Source organism: Cellulophaga baltica, from assembly GCF_900102165.1.
GTDB classification, from domain to species: Bacteria; Bacteroidota; Bacteroidia; order Flavobacteriales; family Flavobacteriaceae; genus Cellulophaga; species Cellulophaga baltica.
Map to the genome: position 1 here is coordinate 516494 of NZ_FNBD01000002.1, position 23829 is coordinate 540322.

Sequence of the window (23829 nt, forward strand, 5' to 3'; positions counted from 1 at the left end):
GACTAATTCTAAGAAAAACTGCATAATTAATGAAGACAGACGTGTTTGCATCGCGCCATATTGGCATCAGAGAAGAAGACCTCCAGCACATGTTTAAAACGGTTGGTGTTGAAAACCTAGAACAATTAATTTACGAAACCATTCCGAATGATATTCGTTTAAAAACGCCACTTGCGCTTGATGCGCCTATGAGTGAGCATAAGTTTTTAGAACACATTCAGAATCTTTCTGAAAAAAACAAAGTATTTACCACGTATATCGGTTTAGGATATCATGAGAGTTTAACGCCTTCTGTAATTAAAAGAAATATTCTTGAGAATCCAGGATGGTATACCGCATACACGCCGTACCAAGCCGAAATCGCTCAAGGTAGATTGGAAGCGTTACTTAACTTCCAAACCATGATCTGTGATTTAACAGGAATGGAGTTGGCAAATGCATCACTCTTAGATGAGAGCACCGCTGCGGCAGAGGCAATGACCATGTTGTATGAAGTAAGAAGTAGAGACCAAAAGAAAAACAATGTGGTTAAGTTTTTTGTCTCCGAAGAAATCTTACCTCAAACACTTTCGCTGCTAAAAACAAGAGCTATTCCTTTAGACATAGAATTAGTAATTGGCAACCATGAAACTTTTGAATTTGGCACGGACTTTTACGGTGCTATTTTACAATACCCTGGTAAGCATGGACAAGTAAATGATTATTCTAGTTTTGTAGCCCAAGCAAAAGAACAAGATATTAAAGTTGCAGTTGCTGCAGATATTTTAAGTTTGGCATTGTTAACACCTCCAGGAGAATTTGGTGCCGATGTGGTGGTAGGTACCACACAGCGTTTTGGAATTCCTTTAGGATATGGTGGGCCACATGCTGCCTTTTTTGCGACAAAAGAAGTTTATAAAAGAAGCATTCCTGGACGTATTATAGGCGTTACTAAAGATACCGATGGCAATCCTGCATTACGTATGGCATTGCAAACTAGAGAGCAACATATTAAACGCGATAAAGCGACGTCTAATATCTGTACGGCTCAAGTTTTACTAGCAGTTATGGCAGGGATGTATGCGGTATACCACGGCCCAAAAGGGATCAAGTATATTGCTACACAAGTGCATACCTCGGCAGCGACACTAGCCGATGCGCTAGAGCAATTAGGCGTATACCAAATAAATACTTCTTATTTTGATACCATTACCGTTAAAGCAGATGCGACTTTAGTGAAGCCTGTTGCGGAGAAAAATGAAGTCAACTTTTTATATAGTGATGATCAAACCATTTCTATTGCTATAAACGAAGCTACCTCTCTAGAAGACCTTCAAAAAGTTGTTGAAATATTTGCCGAAGCTTTAGGCAAAGATGTTATTGCTATTAACGCTTTAAAAGAGGTTTCTGCCATAGCAAATGCTTCTCAAAGAACATCTCCTTACCTAGAAAATGCAGTGTTTAATTCGTACCATTCAGAAACTGAAATGATGCGATACATTAAAAAATTGGAGCGTAAAGATTTAGCTTTAAATCATTCGATGATTTCTTTAGGATCTTGCACCATGAAATTAAATGCTGCTTCAGAAATGCTACCTTTAAGTTCAGCGCAGTGGGGCAACATTCACCCATTTGTTCCAGTAGATCAAGCGGAAGGCTACCAAACCATGTTAAAAGCATTGGAAGCCGACTTAAATGTGATTACTGGTTTTGCAGGTACCTCTTTACAGCCAAATTCTGGTGCACAAGGAGAATATGCCGGATTAATGGTAATCCGTGCGTACCATGAATCGCGTAATGAGACCCACAGAAACATTTGTTTAATTCCTGCTTCTGCACACGGTACAAATCCTGCTTCTGCGGTCATGGCCGGTATGAAAGTCGTGGTTACCAAAACCGATGAAAAAGGAAATATTGATGTTGCAGATCTAGAAGAAAAAGTAGCGAAACATGCTGATAATCTTGCAGCCTTAATGGTTACATACCCTTCTACGCATGGTGTTTTTGAATCTTCTATAAAACATATTACAAAACTTATTCACGATAACGGCGGACAAGTATATATGGATGGTGCCAACATGAATGCACAAGTAGGATTAACAAATCCTGCTACGATTGGTGCCGACGTTTGCCACTTAAATTTACACAAAACCTTTGCTATACCTCATGGTGGTGGCGGACCAGGAGTTGGGCCTATCTGCGTTGCAGAACAATTAGTACCCTTTTTACCAGGCAACCCTGTCATTAAAACAGGAGGCGAAAAAGCCATTAGTGCTATTTCTGCTGCTCCTTGGGGTAGCTCTTTGGTATGCTTAATTTCTTACGGCTATATAAAAATGCTTGGAGAACAAGGCTTAAGACATTCTACAGAAATTGCCATTCTAAACGCTAACTATATCAAACATCGTTTAAGTGGTAATTACGAAGTTTTATATACTGGTGAAAAAGGTAGAGCAGCACATGAAATGATATTAGACTGCAGACCATTTAAACAAAATGGAATTGAAGTTACGGATATTGCTAAACGTCTAATGGATTATGGTTTTCATGCACCTACTGTATCTTTTCCTGTAGCAGGAACAGTTATGATAGAGCCTACTGAAAGCGAAGGTTTAGCAGAATTAGATCGTTTTTGTAATGCGATGATTTCTATTCGAAAAGAAATTAATGAAGCTTCTGGTGATGATGCAGATAACGTACTTAAAAATGCTCCACATACTTTAAAAATGGTTACCGCAGATGCATGGAAATTTCCATACAGCAGAGAGAAAGCTGCGTTCCCATTAGAGTTTGTCTCTGATAATAAGTTCTGGCCATCGGTTAGACGTGTTGACGATGCATATGGAGATCGTAATTTAATTTGTACTTGCGCTCCTATTGAAGCCTATATGGAAGCGTAAAAACACCAATAAAATCAATACTTAAAGCCTCTTCAACATCATGAAGAGGCTTTTTTTCTGTACTCAATGTATGCAAACATTACTGTTGAACATCATTATTTTTACTATGCATGCATAGCAACTAATCGAAATTTTAGTAACTTGGTGCAGATTAAATGAATACCAAAAAAATGAAAATCGGAATTACAGGAACAGGATCATATATACCACCTGTTTTAACAGCAAATAGTAGCTTTAACAACCACAATTTTTTAAATACGGACGGAACCGCTTTTGGACATTCCAATGAAGTAATCATTGAAAAATTCAAAGCAATAACAGGTATTGAAGAGAGGCGCTATGTTACCGAAGATTTAAATACTTCTGACATTGCCTTTTTTGCTGCTGAAAAAGCAATTGCTGATGCAGGAATAGATAAAGAAACTTTAGATTACATCATCTTCGCTCATAATTTTGGCGATGTAAAACACGGTACATCTCAAGGGGATACCTTGCCTAGTTTGGCAACCCGTGTAAAGCATCATTTAAAAATAAAGAATCCAAAATGTGTTGCCTATGATCTTCTTTTTGGTTGTCCAGGATGGATAGAGGGTGTAATACAAGCTAACGCATTTATCAAAAGTGGTATTGCCAAAAAATGTTTGGTAATTGGCGCTGAAACCCTTTCACGTATTGTAGATGATTATGATCGTGATTCTATGATTTATGCCGATGGTGCAGGAGCTACAATTATTGAAGCCTCTGATAAGAATGGCGAAATATTAGCACATGCTTCTGCCACTTACGCTTATGAGGAAGCAAACTACTTATTTTTTGGCCCTTCTTATTCCAAAGAAAATACGACAGGTACCAACTACATTAAAATGCATGGTCGTAAGATTTATGAATTTGCTGTAACTAATGTACCGCAAGCTATGAGAGATTGTTTGGATAGTAGCGGACTAGAGATTACCGATGTTAAAAAAATATTCATACACCAAGCGAATGAAAAAATGGATGAAGCCATTGTAAAACGCTTTTATAAATCTTATGGGATGCAAATGCCAGAAGGAATTATGCCTATGAATATTAGGGAAAACGGAAACAGCTCTGTAGCTACCATCCCTACTTTATTTGACATGGTAAGACACGGAAAAATAGAAAATCAGTCGATTGAAAAAGGAGATGTTGTTATATTTGCAAGCGTTGGCGCAGGAATGAATATAAACGCCATTGTTTACAGACACTAACAGCCTTTTTTTACATGTACGAAAACACCTTTCCGAACAAGCGATTTGAACATACTTTAAACTTTTTAAAAAAGCATGTTTCCACATCGCAGCCTATTCTTGATCTAGGTGTAGCGAATCCGTTTTCGAAAATCATGGTAGAACATGGCTATAAAATTGCCAATACAAAAGGAGAAGATTTAGATCTAGACTTCTCCTCTGTAACTGCCTCTGATGCTGAAGTAGTAACTGCTTTCGAGATTTTTGAACACTTAATAGCTCCTTTCAATGTATTACGAGAGATAAAAGCCGATAAATTAGTGGCTAGTATTCCTATGCGTTTATGGTTTTCACCGGCCTACCAAAGTAAGACAGATACATGGGACCGTCATTATCATGAATTTGAAGATTGGCAGTTTGATTGGCTTTTGGAAAAAGCAGGTTGGAAAATTGTAGACCGTATTAAATTTACGAATCCTGTAAATAAAATAGGCTTTAGGCCTTTACTTAGAAAATTTACCCCTAGGTATTATATGGTATACGCAGAACGTATATAATTTTTTTTTAGTCGCCTTTCCTTTCTTCATTTTTCTAGTATCTTCGGAGAAGGTATTTCTCATTTTACAAAAGATATGGCAAAGTTACACGTACAACGTATTTCTGAATGGAACAATAAAGCAAGACTCATAGAACTCTATATTGATGGCACAAAGCAAGGGGAAATAGCAAATGGTAAAACCTTAGATCTAGAACTTACTCCAGGTAGCTATGATGTTATTGCTAAAATAAATACGCGTACCAGTCAAAAATTAACGGTTACCATAAAAGCGAATGAAACCAAAACACTTCGGTTATCAGGTTTTAAATATGGTAGTTTCATAATGCCACTAATTATAGGATCTGTATTAATTTTCTTAGCCACCAAAGCCTTCTTGCATATCGAATTGAAATTTTTACTGGCACTTTCGATTATGGCTTTTCTATATCCTGTATATTATATGACTTTAGGGAAGAACAATTACTTATCTTTAACTGAAGTAAACAGAACTTCTCAGGTTAAAAACTAAGCTAAATAAGCCACCGTGAAAGACGACATAAGTATAATTTGGGATGATCTTAACGAGGAATTATTTGCTTTTATGTTTTCTCAATTAAAAGACGAGGATCTTACCAAAGACCTGCATCAAGAGGTGTTTTTAAAAGTGCAAATAAAAATTCACCAACTAAAGCATACGTCTAAACTGACAAGTTGGGTATATCAAATTGCTAGAAATATCCTCATCGATCATTTTAGAAAATCAAAAAAATCACACCTGAGCCTAACAAATTTAGAGCTTCCGGAAAACGATGTCGATAGTTTTGGGTATTCCAGTTTAAGCAATTGTATCAATCAGAAAATAGCATCACTTTCAAAAGTACACCAAGAAGTAATCCTCTTAACTGCTTTTCAAGATTACTCTCAAAAAGAAGTCGCAGAACAGTTAAATATTTCCTATTCTGGCACAAAGTCTCGAGTACAGAAAGCGAAACAAATCCTAAAGAAAGAATTATTGGATTGCCCCAATCTTGAAACGGATCCTAAGGGGACTTTGTTAAATTTTGAAAAAAAGACTGAGTAACTACGTCTTTTTAAGAAAGCCTACGTCTCTTAGCTATATCCTTAAAATATACCTATATGGACACTTCAAAAACGATCACCGTACAAATCATTAATGCTTTTACAGCCAATAACGAAGGAGGCAACCCTGCGGGCGTTGTACTTCATGCGGACCACCTCAACCCTGAAAACAAATTAGAAATAGCTAAGAAAGTAGGATTATCTGAAACAGCATTTGTATCCAAATCTGCCTCAGAGGCCTTTAAATTAGATTTCTATACACCCACCAAACAGATTGCGCATTGCGGACATGCAACGGTTGCTGCGTTTTCATATTTGAAGCAAAAAGGATTATTACAAGACGCAAATTCCTCAAAAGAGACTATAGACGGACCTCGAAAAATAAAAATTATAGGAGAAGATGCCTTCATGGAACAATTAGCACCAAAATATACCTCCTTAGAAACCTACGAAGCACGCATCCTAAATTCTTTAAAGCTCAAAAAATCAGAGTTACTACCCAATACCTCCATACAACTGGTACATACTGGAAATTCTTTTGTTATTATCCCCATCAAAAACCCGGAACTTCTTAAAAATTTACAACCAGATTTTGAGCTCATCAAAGGGTTGAGTGAAGAACTAGAGGCGATAGGGTATTACGCCTTTACAGTAGACACCTCTGATCGTAATAGTCACGCCACCACCAGAATGTTTGCGCCTAGTTATGGCATCCCTGAAGAAGCGGCTACGGGGATGGCTGCAGGGCCTTTGGCTTGTTATCTGCATGATGTCATGCAACTACCCCAAGAACGCTACAATATTCTACAAGGCCATTTTATGAAACACCCATCCCCTAGTTTAATTAAGGTAAACCTAACTATTGAAAAAGGTAAAATTACCCAACTAATGGCTGGCGGAAAAGGAGTTGTTAAAGAGGAACTTACAATTACCTTAGACCATTAAATTTTAGACGATCTATAATGGTTTAATAACGGGTTGAACCATTATAGGTACGTATTAGATACCCTTCTTATCTTCTAAGCCCCATTGATCTAAGCTTTTTAAAATAGCTTCTAGTGATTTTCCCCTTGCAGTTAAAGCATATTCTACCTTAGGGGGCACAACTGGATATATTTCTCTAGAAATTAACCCATCTCTTTCCAATTCTCTAACCGTTTGCGTAAACATTTTATTAGAAATTCCAGGAACTTTCTTCTGTAAAACTCCAGACCGCTCTGCTCCTTCTAACAAATGGAACAACACAATTGGCTTCCATTTGGTACCAATTAAATTCATGGTATAATCTAGCGGACAATAATTAGCATTCATTTAACATAGATTAAATAACTATAAATCAGCAATTTACTCGTTTGGGTAACTAAGCAACTTTTAGGTAAGTTATTGTATTTAAGGCAAATATAGATTTATTTTGCATTAAAATTAATCTTATGACAACTAAAAAAGAATATCCAAAATCGTTTTCACATATAGGCATTACCGTTCCTGATATTAAAAAAGCCGTTAGCTTTTATACGGAAGTCATGGGCTGGTATGTAATTATGGAACCCTCTACCGTTGATAAAGAAACAGATACGGCCATTGGACAAATGTGTATTGATGTATTTGGTGATAATTGGGAAACTTTTGAGATTGCCCATTTAGCTACATCTGATGGTATCGGGGTGGAATTATTTTCATTTCTACAAGGCATTAAAGAAGCGCCAGAATTTAGTCCGTTTAATACAGGCCTTTTTCATTTTTGCATACAAGACCCTGACATAGAAGGTTTAGTAGAAAAAGTAAAAGCGCATGGTGGAAAACAAAGAATGCCTATTCGTGAATATTACCCTAAAGACAAACCTTTTAAAATGTGTTATGTAGAAGATCCATTTGGTATTGTATTTGAGATTTACACTCACAGCTATGAACTAACCTATTCATCTGGTGCGTATGCTAAATAATTCTACGGAAGCTTAAAAACCTTTATGTTGTAATTATAATATAGACTACCTGTAGTTCATATCACATGCCTATATTTATTGTAGATTTTTAAACTGCAACTTTATACACATGAAGAAAAACGATCACAGTGCAAATTATAATTATGGATTTCCAACACCAGGGCCTCAACAACCAACAGGCCAAGACGTAATGAATCATGTGTTTTTTACCACCCAATCTGATTGGAAAAACATACGAGAAACTGAGCAGTTTGATTTTATAGTAATAGGTTCTAGTTTTTGCTGTCTTGCTTTTGTAGAAAGAACATTAACCAAAAATCCATTCGTTAAAATACTTATTTTAGAGCGTGGAGAATTCTTTTTACCGGAGCACTTTCAAAATTTACCTTTACCCTACAAACAAACACTTGGAGGTTTAAGCGAAACATACCCTTGGACCTTGTCCAAAAAAACCACAGAAGGAGAATATATCAAATGGCAGCATGGAATGCTGCCATTTTTTGGTGGGCGTTCTACGTTGTGGAGTGCTTGGTGCCCCAGACCCACTAAAGAAGAAATGATTAATTGGCCTAAAGAAGTCATTGCCAATGCTCATAATTACTTTGCTACAGCCGAAAAACTTTTAAATGTAGTACCAACAGATCAAATTGATAGTCCCATTAAAAACAAACCAGTATATGGTGTACTACAAAAAGAGATTCAACAAAAATTAGCTAAAAATTCCTTTAAAATTAAAGAAATTACAAGAACTTTCGCTGCACCATTAGCGGTGAAAACCCCAGACGTAGTGGACTTAGATTTCTCCAAATTTTCCGTACCAGGCAAACTCTTGGAGATCGCAGAAAAACAAAAAGAATTATTCAAAAAAGGAGAAGGCGCTTTAGTGCATATAGTTACAAATTGCCTTGTTAACAAAATTATAGCCCAAGGCAATTGCCCAACCGCATTGGATACCTCAAGAGGTATTGTCTCTATAGGAGATGCTAAACTAATTCTTGCCATGGGAACTCTGCCCCCTACTACATTAATTCAAAATTCCTTTCCTAAACTAGAAAACGTAGGCAAACGATTTACATCACATTTTGTTTCTGCAATCATTGCCAGAATCCCAAGAGCACATTTTGATTTTGCTCATGAGGTAGCAGAATTAGAATTAGGCGCATTTTACATTGCAGGTGTAAACCCAGAAAGGGGCCATGAAGGCCAGTTTCACATTCAACTAACCGCATTATCAGATAAAAATCCGAGTAAAAATATCAAAACTGCATTAATAAATATGCCTGATGTAGTGGCCTCCGCGACTAAAGAACAACTATTAACTTCAAAAGATCATGTCGTATTTGTCTGCGCTACTCTCGGAGAACTAGATTATAAAAATAAACAAAATTGGTTTTCGAAAAATGCAGATTTAGACCCAACAACTAATGCTACTTTACAAGTTATTGCTAATACAAATGATATGAAGGTATGGAATTCGATGGACAAAACTACTTTTGAAACCTTAGAAGAAATCCTATCGCCTAAAGGAAAAAAAATGGTAGAGTATTGGGATACTAAAACTGAAAATTGGGAAGAACAAAGACCTACAAGCAAAAGCTATAGGGTTCCTGCACTAGTACATGAAGCATCCACACTTTGGATTAGTGATGAAAAAGATGAAGGAGTCGTAGATGTAAATTACAAACTAAAAAATATAGAAAACGTATATGTCACCGGTGCCGCCTTATGGCCCACTGGTGCCTCATGGAATCCAACTTTAACCATGGTGGCTTTAGCACAACACTTAGCAGATAATTTGAGTAAATAAAAAAACTTTTCCAGGTAGTACTGGCATACTACCCGAAAAAGTAATCAAACTGAAATTAAATTGTGTGCACTAGCAAGCCTCTTTCAACTCCATCTCTCTTAGCTTAACCAAAGCTTCAGATTTAGAATTTACATTAAGCTTTACATAGATGTTCTGTATATGGAAATTAACAGCACTTGCTGTAATAAATAATCGTTCGGCAATCATTTTATAGGTACTACCTTGACAAAGAAATTCTATAATCTGATTTTCTCTCTTGGAAAAAGAATCATAGGATTTACTTTGAAACATAGAGATTAACTTTGAGGCTATATCATGACTCATGGCTGCACCTTCAAACTTTATAGAATCTAAAGCGTGGTGAAGCCTGGCATTAGTTAGAGGTTTCGTTAAATACCCATTAGCTTGATTTTTAAATGCTTTTTTTACTTGTTCAAAATCGCTATCTGCACTTAGCATGATAACTTTTATATCTGCTTTTAATTTTCTGAAATATTGAATAGCATCAATTCCATTTAAGTCCGGAATTGCAACTTCTGATACAATAATATCAGGCATTACAGAGTTAAATTCTTTTAGGGCATCATTCACCGAAGTATAAATTCCGGCAAGTGCATAATCTGTGTAGGTTTCAAAGAAATAACGATAACCTTCATGAGATTGTGTATCGTTATCAATGATCATGATTTTTAGAACATTTGATTGCATATTGTGGGGGTTTTTGGGGTGCTAACATCCTTCATGTTTGGGCAACAAAAGACATTAACAATTAAAAATTGTTTTAGATAAAGCGCTAAAAAAAGACAATATTCTAGTGAGATAATTTGGGGGAATTATCCTTATAGCCACTATATAATTAGAATCTTAAAAATAAAGGGGGACTAATTTAAGATGAAAATTTTATAGCAAAGTGCCTTAAAATCTAGCAATTAAAATTGTATGAAATAGAAAATCAGCGCCAATAAAACTGGAGTTTATGTGCTTTTAACGGTTTAATTCCTCTTAGGAAGTTACTAAGATTTTCTTTGATTTTCTGAAAAAGAATGTCGTATCCTCGATGAGGAAACTGAAGGTTTTTGTTAGGTTTCATTTATTTGGGGGATTTGGGAAAATGTAAAATTCTATTTTATAAGCTTTTCATTTTTGGATTAAACATTACTAAATTATACTTGCTACTACTATAACAACTCAAGTTTAAAAACTCCTGATAATTTAGATTAACTTTTCTAAATTTATATAATTATTCTACAAACCTAGTAAAATTTAGTAATCTTTTTCCTACGTTTAAATACGTTTCGATGAACTACATAGCATTTCATCTATAACTATATGTATTTCAATAAAATAAGTGTTTTTAAAAAGGTATGCATTTGGTCGAAAAGTTATTTTGCACCTAGAAAAAGAGGTTTTAAACGCAAAAAACTATCAAAATTACAGCGACTGTTTTACCAATCTTAGTAATTTCAATAGTTTTTATTTTCCCAATTAAAGCGTACTATCCCAAATATGTAATTTTTATTTTCTAGTCTTCATACATGTTCACTGCAGTTGCAGTAGAATTCATTGTATCAACTTGCATGATCCATTTTTCATCATTGTATTTCCCATTTAAGTTAGAAACATAAGCTGTTTCTGCTTCTTGCTTCACTTCGTAATCTGCTAAGTACACATAGAACAAACCGTTCTCTTTGTTATAAAACTTCTTAGGACTTAATCCTCTATTCTGAAGATTCTTCATGAAAGCATTTAAATACTTCTCTGTTTTATACACATTTGCTATCACGTAAAACCCTGTTTTTACCCCTACAATATCAGCTTCATTTAAAACTTTTATTGGTAATTTTTCGTAAGTCTTACTCGTATGATCATTATTAATGGCGTATACCTTTTTAATTTCTGCTTTTGTAGAAGCAATTACCTCATTAGGATTATTAAAAGAAGCCTTCTGTGCTATTGCCGTATTTGATTTCGTGGTACCCGCTGTCTGGATTTCATTTTTAAGAACTCTAACAATATCCTCAAATCTTCTTTCGAACTCTTGGTTTCTAGTAGACTCTAAAGAATCTAATCTGTAGATTAACTCATCTAATATTAAACTATTTTGATACGCTAAAGAATTTACATCTTCTATTGCTTCTGTTGGCTCATTAAAAGCCATTCCGCTAGAACCTGCTCCTCTTTCTATTGTTTTTCTACTCTTCTTAGGAATTCCTTTCTTCGCTTTAACAGGAACAACACGCTCTGTGTCATCAACCCCATTTTCTATCTCTGACTTTTTAGTTTGTTGTTCCTGTGCAGACATCAATTTTAAAATCTGCTCTTCATAGTTTCTAATAATGGCATCTACTTTGCTATCCTGAGAGTTGTCAACGTAATCTGCTAAGGTCTTTTTATTGTTCTTAAAAGTATACGCTACAGATAACTCATGATTCCACCCTAAATCTGCTTGTGTATTTGCCACGTCTTTTTCCATTAAGTACCCCAAAGACATTTTATCATTTAAATTAAACCCAAACCCAGCAGAAAGCCCATAATCTGCATCAAAAGTAGTTTGCAACCATCCGTATTTTGGTAATTCCAAAACCATTGAACCTACATAGGTAAAACTATTATCACTGTTACGTGCCACTTGAATCATAGGTGTAAACCTACCGTTCGCAAACAACCCCCGAGTTGTCCCCATTGTATGTGTGTACTGTAAAGCAGCTTTAATACTTTTATCATTAAAGTTGGTTAAAAACTCGTTTGTAGATTGGTTGTATTTAAATAAATCTTGTGCATATACACTAAAATCAAATTTCCCAATTGATAAGGTTACCCCTGGTTGAATAGCAATTTTACTTTCCTTTTGAGCTTGCGCCAATTGCGGATCGTTTTCATCTGCTACTACACGATTTCTATCTAAACCATCACTAAAATAAGTAACATTCGTCCCGAAGGTTAAGCTACTTTTATCTCCTAATTGAACAGACGTTGCATAATTTGCGTTGAAACCAAATTCTTGAACTACTCCTGACCATTGGCTGTATACCCCTAAACCTAATGCCGTATGATCATTAATCTTATTACTAAAACCTATAAAGTAATTTTGATTGTTATCTTCAAAAGTGCTGTATTGATTTCTATGTAAAATGTTTACGTAAGATTTGTTTTCTCTTACCAACGAAAAAGTAGGATTAATTAAGAATCTGTTAAAGAACAATTGATTATGATACGTTGTTTTTGTACCAAAATTTGCAGTGGCCTCTTCTTGGCCAATTACAGACTGGAAGCTCATCATTACTAAAAATAGTAGTACCAGTGTAATTTTGTTCGATATGTTAGTTACGTTGTTCATCTTTGGGGATTTTTGTGGGGTTTATTTTGTAATCGCTAATACCTTGGGGAGTATTATGTATTATCTGGTAAGCAGTTGGGGCTACTTATCTTCAAATATTGAGGTCGCATAATTAATTTTAGACTCGGTATTCATTGCTTCTAATATGCCATCATCTTTAGTTTCTGGGGTAAAACTATTTCTTGATTTAGAATAGCTGAAGGCTACACGCTCTACAGCGCCGTTATCTTCTCCACGGTTGATTAATACATAACCTGTTCCGTTTTTATTCATAATATCTAATGAGAATTCATCTTTTGAACTGTTAATGGGACTACCAAGGTTGACTGAAGCGCCAACCCTGTTATTAGCTACTTCCACCATAAAAACATCTAGTCCCCCATAGCCTTTATGCCCGTTTGAGGCGAAAAATAGCGAAGTCCCTCCCACAATATTTGGATACAGATCATTTTCATCTGTATTGACTTTCTTTCCTAAATTTTTAGCAGTACCAAACTTACCGTTTGATTTTAAATCTGCTACATAAATATCAAACTTACCAAAAGTACCAGGCATGTCTGACGCAAAAAATAATCGCTTACCATCCTCTGAAATTGCTGGATGCATTGCAGATGAATTTTTAGGACCTAAGGCAACTTCTTCTACCGTTTTCCATTGTCCCGAAACTTTTTCTGCTTTAAATATTTTATGTACTAGTTCTTTTTTTGAAAAAACACCATACTCTGGTTTTACATACACTGCTTTTGTAAAGTAGGCTGCAGTACCATCTGGCGTAATTGCAATTTGTAATTCTTCTTGCTTGCTGTTAACTTTATTTTCTGCTGTAATAGCTGCTCTTGTTTCTCTAGCTACAAAATCTTCTATAGACTTTTTACTTGCCGTAGGGTTAATATAAAAGTCATTGAATTTTTGCTCTCTTGATTTTTTTACATAGTAATCAGATTTTACAGAAGCAACCCAATTTTTTTCCTTAGAGAAATCTGTTGCTTTTCCATGACCACTTTTTTTCATGGCAAATTGGTAACGCTCTACATAACTATCTTTTACTCCAGCACCATCACTCAACTTAAAAAGTTTAGTGTACCAGTATAATGCTGTCTCGTAGTTTTCACTTAAAAAATTGGCATTACCCAAATCTTCATATATTTCTTTTTCTGAATATCCTAAGTTCTTTAAAGTCTTAAAATTTTCATTTCGTTTTGTGTTTTCTATTTTTTCAGATTTTGACATTCTATCAGAATCTTGTGCTTGGATAGTGTAGCATGAAAATGCAATCATTGTTGCAAAAAACACGTTGTAGGTTAAATTATTTTTCATAACTATTTCGATAAAGGGGTTAATATCTTCGACAAAATTCACTATTTATTCCAAGAGAATAACTAATAAAAAATCATAGGTTTTTACAAAAAAGGTGTATTTCATCGAAAAAAAGGGTTTTTAATCCGATATTTGACCTGAAAAAACTGATATTTTTATCCATAAAAATCATTTTTAGGTAATTCAGCTTCGATAAAAAGCAAAATAATAATTGGATATTTACACCTTAAGTCTTAAAAAAATTGATGAAGTATTACGTAGTTATTCCCGCACATAATGAACAAGATTTTTTAGAGGGCACTTTACAGTCTTTAGTAACACAAATACTCTTACCAGAAAAAGTAATTGTGGTCAATGATAACTCTACAGACCATACGGAAATGATTATTGATCAATATACAGCGCAATACCCATTTATAACAAAATTAAATACGCTTTCCTCTACAGATCACATGCCCGGAAGTAAAGTTATTAATGCCTTTACTAAAGGAACACAACTCTTAGATGATGCGTATGACTTTATTGTTAAGCTAGATGCTGACTTAATACTTCCGCCTAATTATTTTTCTGAGGTAGCCTCCGTATTTGAAACTAACAATACCGCAGGTGTGGTTGGTGGTTTTGTATTTGAAGCGACTAAAACAGGAGATTGGCAACTGAACCACCCTATGCACAAAAAACACGTACGAGGTGCCTTTAAATCCTACTCTAAGGCTTGCTATACGGCCATAGGCGGACTCAAAAACGCTATGGGCTGGGATACTGTTGATGAATTGTTGGCCCAATTTCACGGTTTTGAAATTATTACACTAGAAGGTTTAAATGTAAAACATCTGCGTCCAACAGGTAACGCTTACAATAAAAAAGCCAAACAGCTCCAAGGAAAAGCAATGTATACCATGCATTATGGATTCACCATTACCTTAATCGCATCTTTAAAAATGGCTATGAAGCAGCGAAAGCTACATGCCTTTTTTGATAATATGAAAGGGTATTTCCATGCTAAAAAACAAAAAACCCCCTTCATGGTACATCCAGAAGAGGGTAAATTTATTCGTAACCTAAGATGGCAAGGAATTAAAAAGCAGTTATTTTAAAACTTCTGAAATTGGTTTTCCTGTAGTGCCATTAGGGAAAGCAATACCTAACATGGCTGCTATTGTTGGTGCGATATCGGGAATCTCTGTAGGAGCTACTGTAGCCCCTTTTTTTATTCCCTGACCAAAAAACAATAAAGGAACATGTGTATCATACTTATAAGGAGAACCATGCGTAGACCCTGTAGTCCCATATTGAATATAATTTGGTTTTAATACCAACATAACATCTCCAGAACGTTGCGGATTATATCCGTTTTGAATAATGTAAGGAACCCCATGTGTATAGTTATTCTCTAACATTTGCTGCGCTGTAAATACACGCTCATAGATACCATATGACATGAACTCATTAGCGATCTGCTCTTCTACTTCTCTTAATTCTAAATCTAGGTTCTTTACAATCTTATAATCTAAGAAGACTTGACTATTAGAGATATTTTTTACAATATCTTCTGTACCATAGGTATACTTTAAGAACGCAGCAAACTTCTCTTTTACCGCTTTACTATCGGTGTAACCTGCTGGTATCTTTTGATCTTTAAGATAAGAAGGTACATCTACTGCGGCATGATCTGCTGTTAAAAATACCGTATAGGCTCCTACTCCAACCTTATCATCTAGGGTCGTTAATAAGCGTTCTAAATCTGCATCTAAATGCAAGTAGGTATCTTCTACCTCTTTAGAGTTAACACCATACATATGACCTACATAGTCTGTACTTGAAAAACTAACTGTAAGAAAATCGGTAATAGCATCGGATCCTAAATTTTCCCCATCTAAAGCGGCAATAGCAAAATCTGCCGTTAGGCTATTCCCATAAGGCGTTGCTTTAATAAGGTCATACTGACCATTTTCTTCCCAAAGCGCAGGAATATCATGAGGAAAAGAAGAGTTTACTTCTCCTTTAAATTTTCCTTCATAGGCATTATCATCTGTTCCGCTTTCTACATAGGAATCTATACTTTTTAAGGTATTCCAAGGTTTCTTATAAGATGTTGCTTTCCCTGATGCATTAAAATCTAATACCCATTTTGGTAAATCGGTTCTGTAAAAACTACTGGTAATCCAACGTCCTTCATCTTTACCATGAAACCAATATGCAGCATTTGCTGTGTGTCCTGCTGGTAAAACGGCACCTCTATCTTTAAGTGCTATACCTATTACTTTACCTCTCATCTGTGTATGCAAACGCAGTTCATCAGTTACGGTAGTTACTGCATTTTGAAAAGGAGATACTTGCCCTGCATCCGATGTAGTTCCTACAGAACTATACGTAGCATCAGACACACAATACACTTCCTTATCTATTTGTTTATCATACCAGTTATTTCCTATTATACCATGTGTTGCTGGTGTGGTACCTGTGTATACAGAAGCATGACCTGGCCCCGTGTAGGTGGGTGCATAATTAAAATGATTGTTTTTGCAATTAAAACCTTCATTCATTAAACGCTTAAAACCACCATCACCATACTGATCATAAAAGCGCGTTAAGTAATCATAACGCATTTGATCTACAACAATCCCCACAACCAATTTTGGTCGAACAAAGGGAGCAGTTATGACCGTTTTCTCTTCTTTATCTTTTTTTGATTTTCGTTGTGCTAGCACTGCAACACTCGTGAAACACATAAATGCTGTAAATAAGCCTACAGCAGAATTCTTATAATTCATCAGAAATAATTTAAGTGCTAAAAGTAAAGAAATAAATAATTTTATAATTGAATTAAAAGTTAAATCCAACCTAAGAAAGTTACCTAAATAAAAACAATTAAAAATAGCGGCTTGCCTACTTCTTTTTTCTTTTCTTACAATAACAAGTTACAAACGGTTTAATATTATTATTTTTACATCAACTAGATTCTATTAATTAATGAACTACCTAGCATCCATTGGCAGTTATTTTATTATGATACGTGAGGTTTTTAAAAAACCTACAAAGTGGAGAATAATGAAATCACTTATTCTTAAAGAGATCGATGAACTTATTTACGGCTCTTTAGGAATCATCATATTTATATCATTCTTTATTGGAGGTGTTGTTGCCATACAAACCGCCTTAAATATGACGAACCCATTAATCCCGAGAAACCTTATTGGTTTTGCTACAAGACAATCGGTAATTTTAGAATTTGCCCCTACCTTCACCTCTATTATTATGGCTGGTAAAGTAGGATCTTATATTACTTCTAGTATTGGTACAATGCGCGTAACAGAGCAGATAGATGCTTTAGAAGTGATGGGTGTAAACTCTTTAAACTACTTGGTTTTCCCTAAAATTATAGCTTTATGCTTATATCCATTCGCTATTGCAATTGCCATGTATGTAGGTATTTTTGGAGGTTGGATTGCTGGGGTATTCGGCGGATTCAGTACGAGTGCTGATTTCGTTGAAGGTATTCAATTAGATTTTATTCCTTTTCACGTGACCTATTCCTTTATAAAAACGATCATTTTTGCTTTTATAATAGCAACGATACCTTCCTTTCATGGGTATTATATGAAAGGTGGAGCACTAGAAGTAGGTAAAGCCAGTACCACATCTTTTGTGTGGACGAGTGTTGTGATCATTATTGTAAATTATGTACTAACGCAATTATTACTAGGCTAATGATAGAAGTAAACGATATACATAAATCTTTCGGAGAATCTGAAATCTTAAAAGGTGTTACTACGCAATTTGAAAAAGGAAAGACCAATCTAATTATTGGACAGAGTGGTTCTGGTAAAACCGTTTTTTTAAAATGTTTATTAGGCCTTTTTGAACCTGAAGAAGGATCTATCTGTTATGACGGCAGAACATACTCTAGCCTATCTGGTGATGAAAAAAGAGATTTACGTCAAGAAATGGGTATGGTTTTTCAAGGCAGTGCCTTGTTTGATTCTATGACCGTAGAAGGGAATGTTACTTTTCCTTTAGAAATGTTTACCAAGCAATCTAAGTCTGAAATGCAAGATCGGGTAAATATTGTTTTAAAGCGCGTTAACTTAATAGACGCACATAACAAATACCCCTCTGAAATATCTGGTGGAATGCAAAAACGGGTAGCAATAGCACGTGCTATTGTCATGAACCCAAAATATTTATTTTGTGATGAACCTAACTCTGGTTTAGATCCAAAGACCGCAATCTTAATAGATAATCTTATTCAAGAAATTACTGAGGAGTATGATATTACTACGGTAATTAACACCCATGATATGAATTCTGTGATGGAAATAGGTCAGAAGATATTATTCCTTAAGAATGGATTGAAAGAATGGGAAGGCACTAATAAAGAAATATTTAAAACCGATAACGCTGCCGTTACCGATTTTGTATATTCTTCAGAGTTATTCAAAAAAGTACGTCAAATGTATATTGAAGAACGTAATTAATTTCAGTGCTCTTTCACTTCTATTTTAGGATTTTTCAACCTCAGCTTTAACCATTCCGTGATCTTTTTGGTCTCTTCTTCGGCCTGAGCTTTTTTAACCCCTTTTTCCCAGTTCACTTCAAAAACAGGAATCGTATCTAGTTTTTTAAAGTCTGTTTTTATGGTATATGAATAGCTTAATGAAGCCAATTGTTTGTAATTCACTTTTGCTTCAGCACTAATATCTTCAAAAGGAATTTGCGCTATTTTCAGTTTGTTTAGCTTAGTTAAATCTTCTTCTAAAATCTTAATACGCTGATCTTTAGACAACAACTCTGCCTTCTTAGATTCGTAGAGTTCATTTACATACTTAAACTGATCTACAGCCTCATTTTTAGATCCTTGAATAATCTTTAAATCAGTACCCTCTAATTCTGGATATTCTTCATTTTTTATAGACTCCCAACTGGCAATAATATTATCAGGAACAAGTTCTTCTCCCATAAACATGAGTTCTATAGAAGATTTTGTATTCTTAGTTTTACTACCAAAAATCATATCAAAAAAGTTCTTGTCATTACCATGATACTCAATATTGGTAAAATTCTGTAAGAACATTCCATTCCCTGAAAACTGATATTTCGCCACATTATCTGCGATGAAGCTTTGCGCCTCACTCTTAAACTTTGATTCTTTCCAGGCCTGAAAAAATGTGAAACTAGCAGGGATCATGACTAAAATAGCCACTAAAGAGGCTAGCCTAGCAATAGTTCTTCTACGCTGAGAATTCGCGTAGCGAACCATTGGAAAGCCCAAAATCTTAATCACTAAAAATGTTGCTAGTCCAATGAAAATGGTATTAATCGTAAACAAATACATGGCACCCGTAGCATAATCCCAATTTCCAATAGCAAGACCAAAACCTACCGTACATAGCGGTGGCATTAAGGCTGTAGCAATCGCAACACCAAAAATCACACTGGCAATAGTTCCTTTTTTAGCCCTAGCAATAACTAATGCTAAACCACCAAAAAAAGCAATTAAAACATCACGAATATCTGGAGCAGTACGTGCTAAAAGTTCGGAAGACTCATCCCGTAAAGGGAAAAATTTAAAGAATAAAAAGGCAGTTAGAATACTCAAGACCACCATAACTCCAAAATTCTTTAAAGACCTACGCAGCGTATCCACATCATTAATAGCCAATGATAAGCCCATTCCTAAAATAGGTCCCATCAAAGGCGAAATTAACATGGCTCCGATAACTACGGCTGTAGAGTTTGCATTTAACCCAATTGACGCTATAAAGATAGAACAGATTAGAATCCAAGACGTATGTCCCTTAAAAGGGATATCAGCCACGATAGATTCTCTAGTAGCTTCTTGGTCTGTATTTTTTCTGATATCTAGTAACTCAGATAAAAATTGCTTTGTTGACCCTAATAAGCCCTGAAAATCTTTTTTAACCTCTTCGCCTTTTGCGCCTTCATTACTATTAGGCGCAACATGGTCTTTATTTAATTCGTCTTGCATATATTAGGTATACTGTTTACCAAACTTATCTTTTACTTTTGTAAGTACCTGCTTAATGTCTTGTTCTTTAGACTTTGGATAAATTAATAATACTTCTTCTTTATCCACGATGATGTAATCATTTAAACCATCAACCACTACCACTTTTCCTTTAGGAGAGCGTATCATATTTCCGCTAGCATCCTGACTTAAAACTTGGCTGTTTACCACTGCGTTGTTATCACTGTCTTTATCTAATTTATCATATAGCGATCCCCAAGTACCTAAATCATTCCAATCAAAAGTCGCTGGTTTCACATAGATGCTTTTCGACTGTTCTAAAATAGCATAATCAATGGAAATATTTTCTGCCTTAGGATAGTTTTCATTTATAAACTCTTGCTCAGTTGGCGTATTATAAACACTCATTCCTTTTTCAAATAGCGCATACTGCGTAGGCTGGAAATTCTTGAACGCATCTACAATGGTTTTAACACTCCACATGAAGATTCCTGCGTTCCAAAGAAAATTACCTTGTGCTAAAAACTCTTTAGCGGTTTCATAGTCTGGTTTCTCTCTAAACTGATTTACTTTTTTTAAACCCGCATCACTACCTTTTTCAAACTCAATATATCCAAAACCAGTATTAGGGAATGTAGGTTTAATACCAAGCGTACAAAGCACATCTTCCTTTTCACACTTATCAAAACAAGCTTCAACATCTTTTGCAAATGCTGCCTCGTCTTCTATCCAGTGATCACTAGGTGCTACAATCATAACAGCATCAGGGTTTTGTTTCTGAATCTTTAGTGCTGCATATAAAATACAAGGTGCGGTATTACGCATTGCTGGCTCCAAAACAACTTGCTCTTGCTTTACTAGCGGTAATTGTTCTAAAACTAAATCATTATACCTTTCATTAGTTAAAATTAGAATATTCTCTTTAGGAACAAACTTATTTAAACGTTTGAATGTTTTTTGAATTAGTGTATCACCAGTTCCTAACATATCATGAAATTGTTTAGGATTTTCTGATGTACTAATAGGCCAAAATCTTGATCCTACTCCTCCGGCCATTAAAACGGCATAATAATTTTTGTTCATTTTCTTAGTCTTTTATTAATTCTACTTCTGCATTTGGCTGAAATAAATACATTTTACCTGTAGCCAATTCTGAGCACTCGTATCGTTTTATTTTTCTGTTCCCTTTTTTAAAAATTTTCCCATTATGTATTCTAAAAATACTCCCAATGGGTATTTCAAAAACGTAAGAATTTTCCTTTAATTGTTCGTCGTATTGTTTTAATGCCAATGACAGTCGTGCATCTGTATCACTACTTGCACTTGGATTTCTAAAATGGTTTGCCACTAGCGGTACTACTTTATTTGGGAATACATCTGGATGAATAAAAGGCAACATAAGTCCTTGAAAGGTTCGTTTCCATTCTAATCCATGTGGTTTTATTTGACGCCCAAATTTTTCAAAAGCCACTAAATGTGCTATTTCATGTATTAATGTGATTAAAAATCGATACTTATTTAAGGATGCATTTACGGTAATCTTATGAGAACCGTCTGGTAATCTGCGATAGTCACCATGACGTGTTACCCGTTGATTAACAATTTTTAAATTAACACTATGATCCTTTATTAAGGTGATGCATAAAGCAACAGCACGCTCAGGAAGGTATTTTTCTAGTGTTTTACGCATAAAACAAAAATAAGATAAAAAACAAAAACAATTATTTGTGCTACCAATAAACGGAAGAAATAATATAATCTTAATCTATGGGTATAGAAAATAGTTAAAAATTAACAATTCCATGCCACTATTCCTTTTTTAACAATAATTCTCAATGGAAAATGAATAGTGGCGCTATATAAAGCAGTAAAACTATAGATCAGAATATTTCGACTATAGTGTATTAATAGAAAAAAAATCCATTATGGAGTAGTACTACTTACTTGAAGTAGTTTTCCGTTATAAAATTTATTCCCCGTTAAAGAAAAGTCTTTAATATACGTGGCCATTTCCAAGGCGGTATTTGGCGCTTGATACCCTGGAAAAGCTTCTTCTAGCATTTCTGTCTGTACCGCCCCTAAAGCCAGTACATTAAACGATGGTCCAGATTCTTTAAATTCTTCTGCCCATAATTCTGTCAAGGTAATTACTGCTGCTTTGCTAGAGCTATATGCTGCTAAGCCTGGAAACTTCAAACTTCCCTGTACGCCTCCCATAGAACTTATGGTAACCACATGACCGGTTTTAGGCATTTTTGGCAAAACGGCTTTAGTAATACTAGCCACACCAAAAACATTTACCCGGTATACGGCCTCAAATTCCTTTTCAGAGATTTCTAAAAATGGTTTATTTAAGAGCATTCCAGCATTATTAATAAGAACATCTACCTGTTGCCAAGTAGCGTTAATAAAGTCATGCAAAATTTCCAAATCTTTTGCCGATGACAAATCAAAAGGAAATGTGGTAATATTAGGATGATTTAAAGCTAAAATAGGCTTATCATTTCTAGACAAAGCCAATACTTGGTGCCCTTCGTCTGCAAACAATTTTGCCATTTCAAAACCAATGCCTCTGCTAGAACCTGTAATTATAATATTCGCCATCTTAATTGTACTTTATTTCTTTGGTAGCTGCATTAATAATTCCCGTTACCATAGGAATTGATTTATTAACCACACGTGCCATATGATCAAAATCCATTAATTCTGCTTCATCATCTACACCATGGTAATGATCAAAATTCGTAAAATCGAACGTACAGAAAGTTTGAGAAGGCACATTAAACGCTGTATGAAAAGCATAATTATCAGAACGCTTAAATAAATTCATTTTCTGTGCAGAAGGCAAAAACCCTATTAAGTTCTCCCCAGAATAATCATTTGCTACAGCTGCTAAATTAGAATTCTCATAGCCTGTTACATACATGAAATAATCTTTATCTTGCAATGCTACACCTACCATCTCAAAATTAAGCATGGTATATAAATTTATATTTTTCTCTTTTAATCGTTTTGCTAAATCTTTAGAACCCAGAAGTCCCTTTTCTTCTGCTGTAAATAAAGCAAATATTACAGTACGCTTATTCAGTTTATTAGAGGCGAAATAACGTGCTAGCTCTAACACCGTAGTTGTACCAGAGGCATTATCATTGGCCCCATTTGCTATTTTATCACCATTTGTAGGGGCTATTAATCCAATATGGTCATAATGAGCTCCAATAATGACTACTTCATTTTTAAGAATAGGATCATTACCTTCCAAAACTCCTACAACATTATAGGCTGGTTCGCTAAAGTTAGCAATCGTATCTTTATATGTGTCAAAAAATGGCTTTACACCATGCGTTGTAAATATCGTTTCAATATAATTTGCAGCTTTTTCTATTCCTTCACTCCCAGCTTCTCTTCCCTTTAAATCATCAGAAGATAAAAAGGTAATAATATCCCCAACATCTTTTGCATTACTAAAATTCACAGCAGCTAAAGCTGTTCTTGACTGTAAACGCACGCCTTCATCCGATTCTTTCTCACTCAACATAAGTTCACCTGCGCCACCACCGCTTGCCGCAACAGGCGCTATATTTTCAGGATCCGTTTCTTTCATTTTCACAGTCCCGCAGGCTGTAACTACTAAAAGTAAAAAAAGATAAACTATAGATTTCATACTGTTTGATTTAGATTTTAAAGATAAAAAAAGCATCCTAATTACTTAGGATGCTTTTCATATATAT

At 35.1% G+C, this 23829-nt stretch carries 21 protein-coding genes; 11 read left to right on the forward strand and 10 right to left on the reverse strand.

Annotated elements, in window-relative coordinates; genetic code table 11:
• Positions 1-29: 29 nt before the first annotated feature.
• From gcvP to BLQ19_RS05495, 6 genes are all read left to right on the forward strand, one after another.
• Positions 30-2879, forward strand: coding sequence for an aminomethyl-transferring glycine dehydrogenase (gcvP, locus tag BLQ19_RS05470; protein WP_074537649.1), 2850 nt, complete (start codon positions 30-32; stop codon positions 2877-2879).
• A 170-nt stretch (positions 2880-3049) separates the two neighbouring features.
• Positions 3050-4108 (forward strand): 3-oxoacyl-ACP synthase III family protein, encoded by a 1059-nt coding sequence (locus tag BLQ19_RS05475; RefSeq protein ID WP_024479249.1) that lies wholly within the window; start codon positions 3050-3052, stop codon positions 4106-4108.
• 14 nt (positions 4109-4122) lie between these two features.
• Entirely contained in the window at positions 4123-4644 is a 522-nt protein-coding gene (locus BLQ19_RS05480) for a methyltransferase (protein WP_024479248.1), read from the forward strand.
• A gap of 75 nt (positions 4645-4719) precedes the next feature.
• The gene (locus BLQ19_RS05485) at positions 4720-5154 is read left to right on the forward strand and encodes a hypothetical protein (protein WP_074537650.1); all 435 of its coding nucleotides are present in this window, start codon (positions 4720-4722) and stop codon (positions 5152-5154) included.
• Between the two features lie 15 nt (positions 5155-5169).
• A complete protein-coding gene (locus tag BLQ19_RS05490; protein ID WP_074537651.1) occupies positions 5170-5706 on the forward strand; it encodes a sigma-70 family RNA polymerase sigma factor in 537 nt (178 codons plus the stop codon).
• Positions 5707-5762: 56 nt separating this feature from the next.
• Positions 5763-6650 (forward strand): PhzF family phenazine biosynthesis protein, encoded by an 888-nt coding sequence (locus tag BLQ19_RS05495; protein ID WP_074537652.1) that lies wholly within the window; start codon positions 5763-5765, stop codon positions 6648-6650.
• Positions 6651-6704: 54 nt separating this feature from the next.
• Here the strand turns inward: BLQ19_RS05495 and BLQ19_RS05500 are convergent, their stop codons facing one another.
• A complete protein-coding gene (locus BLQ19_RS05500; RefSeq protein ID WP_024479244.1) occupies positions 6705-7016 on the reverse strand; it encodes a winged helix-turn-helix transcriptional regulator in 312 nt (103 codons plus the stop codon).
• A 119-nt stretch (positions 7017-7135) separates the two neighbouring features.
• On the opposite strand from BLQ19_RS05500, the gene BLQ19_RS05505 reads away from it, so the two are divergent.
• Together BLQ19_RS05505 and BLQ19_RS05510 are read left to right on the forward strand one after the other, a co-directional pair.
• Positions 7136-7648, forward strand: a complete 513-nt coding sequence (locus BLQ19_RS05505) for a VOC family protein (RefSeq protein ID WP_074537653.1) — start codon at positions 7136-7138, stop codon at positions 7646-7648.
• A gap of 109 nt (positions 7649-7757) precedes the next feature.
• Positions 7758-9455, forward strand: a complete 1698-nt coding sequence (locus BLQ19_RS05510; protein ID WP_074537654.1) for a GMC oxidoreductase — start codon at positions 7758-7760, stop codon at positions 9453-9455.
• A gap of 69 nt (positions 9456-9524) precedes the next feature.
• Here the strand turns inward: BLQ19_RS05510 and BLQ19_RS05515 are convergent, their stop codons facing one another.
• The 3 genes from BLQ19_RS05515 to BLQ19_RS05525 all read right to left on the reverse strand — a co-directional run bounded on the left by BLQ19_RS05515 (position 9525) and on the right by BLQ19_RS05525 (position 14109).
• Positions 9525-10163, reverse strand: a complete 639-nt coding sequence (locus tag BLQ19_RS05515; RefSeq protein ID WP_024479241.1) for a response regulator transcription factor — start codon at positions 10161-10163, stop codon at positions 9525-9527.
• Positions 10164-10977: 814 nt separating this feature from the next.
• The gene (locus BLQ19_RS05520) at positions 10978-12792 is read right to left on the reverse strand and encodes a PorP/SprF family type IX secretion system membrane protein (protein WP_024479240.1); all 1815 of its coding nucleotides are present in this window, start codon (positions 12790-12792) and stop codon (positions 10978-10980) included.
• A gap of 81 nt (positions 12793-12873) precedes the next feature.
• Entirely contained in the window at positions 12874-14109 is a 1236-nt protein-coding gene (locus BLQ19_RS05525) for a TolB family protein (protein ID WP_074537655.1), read from the reverse strand.
• Between the two features lie 245 nt (positions 14110-14354).
• Between BLQ19_RS05525 and BLQ19_RS05530 the strand changes: the two genes are divergently transcribed.
• A complete protein-coding gene (locus BLQ19_RS05530; protein WP_074537656.1) occupies positions 14355-15206 on the forward strand; it encodes a glycosyltransferase family 2 protein in 852 nt (283 codons plus the stop codon).
• Here the strand turns inward: BLQ19_RS05530 and pafA are convergent.
• Positions 15198-16883: an alkaline phosphatase PafA gene (gene pafA / locus BLQ19_RS05535; RefSeq protein ID WP_074537657.1), complete on the reverse strand. Its 1686-nt coding sequence runs from the start codon at positions 16881-16883 to the stop codon at positions 15198-15200. The genes BLQ19_RS05530 and pafA overlap by 9 nt on opposite strands.
• Before the next feature lie 199 nt (positions 16884-17082).
• Between pafA and BLQ19_RS05540 the strand changes: the two genes are divergently transcribed.
• Both BLQ19_RS05540 and BLQ19_RS05545 read left to right on the forward strand, forming a co-directional pair.
• Complete coding sequence (locus tag BLQ19_RS05540) at positions 17083-17820, forward strand: MlaE family ABC transporter permease (RefSeq protein WP_024479236.1); 738 nt, start codon at positions 17083-17085, stop codon at positions 17818-17820.
• Complete coding sequence (locus BLQ19_RS05545) at positions 17820-18587, forward strand: ABC transporter ATP-binding protein (protein ID WP_024479235.1); 768 nt, start codon at positions 17820-17822, stop codon at positions 18585-18587. Before BLQ19_RS05540 ends, BLQ19_RS05545 begins: the two co-directional genes overlap by 1 nt.
• Before the next feature lie 2 nt (positions 18588-18589).
• Here the strand turns inward: BLQ19_RS05545 and BLQ19_RS05550 are convergent, their stop codons facing one another.
• From BLQ19_RS05550 to BLQ19_RS05570, 5 genes are all read right to left on the reverse strand, one after another.
• The gene (locus BLQ19_RS05550) at positions 18590-20098 is read right to left on the reverse strand and encodes a DUF389 domain-containing protein (protein ID WP_074537658.1); all 1509 of its coding nucleotides are present in this window, start codon (positions 20096-20098) and stop codon (positions 18590-18592) included.
• 3 nt (positions 20099-20101) lie between these two features.
• Positions 20102-21181, reverse strand: a complete 1080-nt coding sequence (locus tag BLQ19_RS05555; protein ID WP_029445255.1) for a mannose-1-phosphate guanylyltransferase — start codon at positions 21179-21181, stop codon at positions 20102-20104.
• Positions 21182-21185: 4 nt separating this feature from the next.
• Positions 21186-21788, reverse strand: a complete 603-nt coding sequence (locus tag BLQ19_RS05560) for a SprT-like domain-containing protein (RefSeq protein WP_024479232.1) — start codon at positions 21786-21788, stop codon at positions 21186-21188.
• A gap of 233 nt (positions 21789-22021) precedes the next feature.
• Positions 22022-22702, reverse strand: coding sequence for an SDR family NAD(P)-dependent oxidoreductase (locus BLQ19_RS05565; protein WP_024479231.1), 681 nt, complete (start codon positions 22700-22702; stop codon positions 22022-22024).
• Position 22703: 1 nt separating this feature from the next.
• The gene (locus BLQ19_RS05570) at positions 22704-23762 is read right to left on the reverse strand and encodes a M28 family metallopeptidase (RefSeq protein ID WP_025613937.1); all 1059 of its coding nucleotides are present in this window, start codon (positions 23760-23762) and stop codon (positions 22704-22706) included.
• Positions 23763-23829 lie beyond the last annotated feature (67 nt).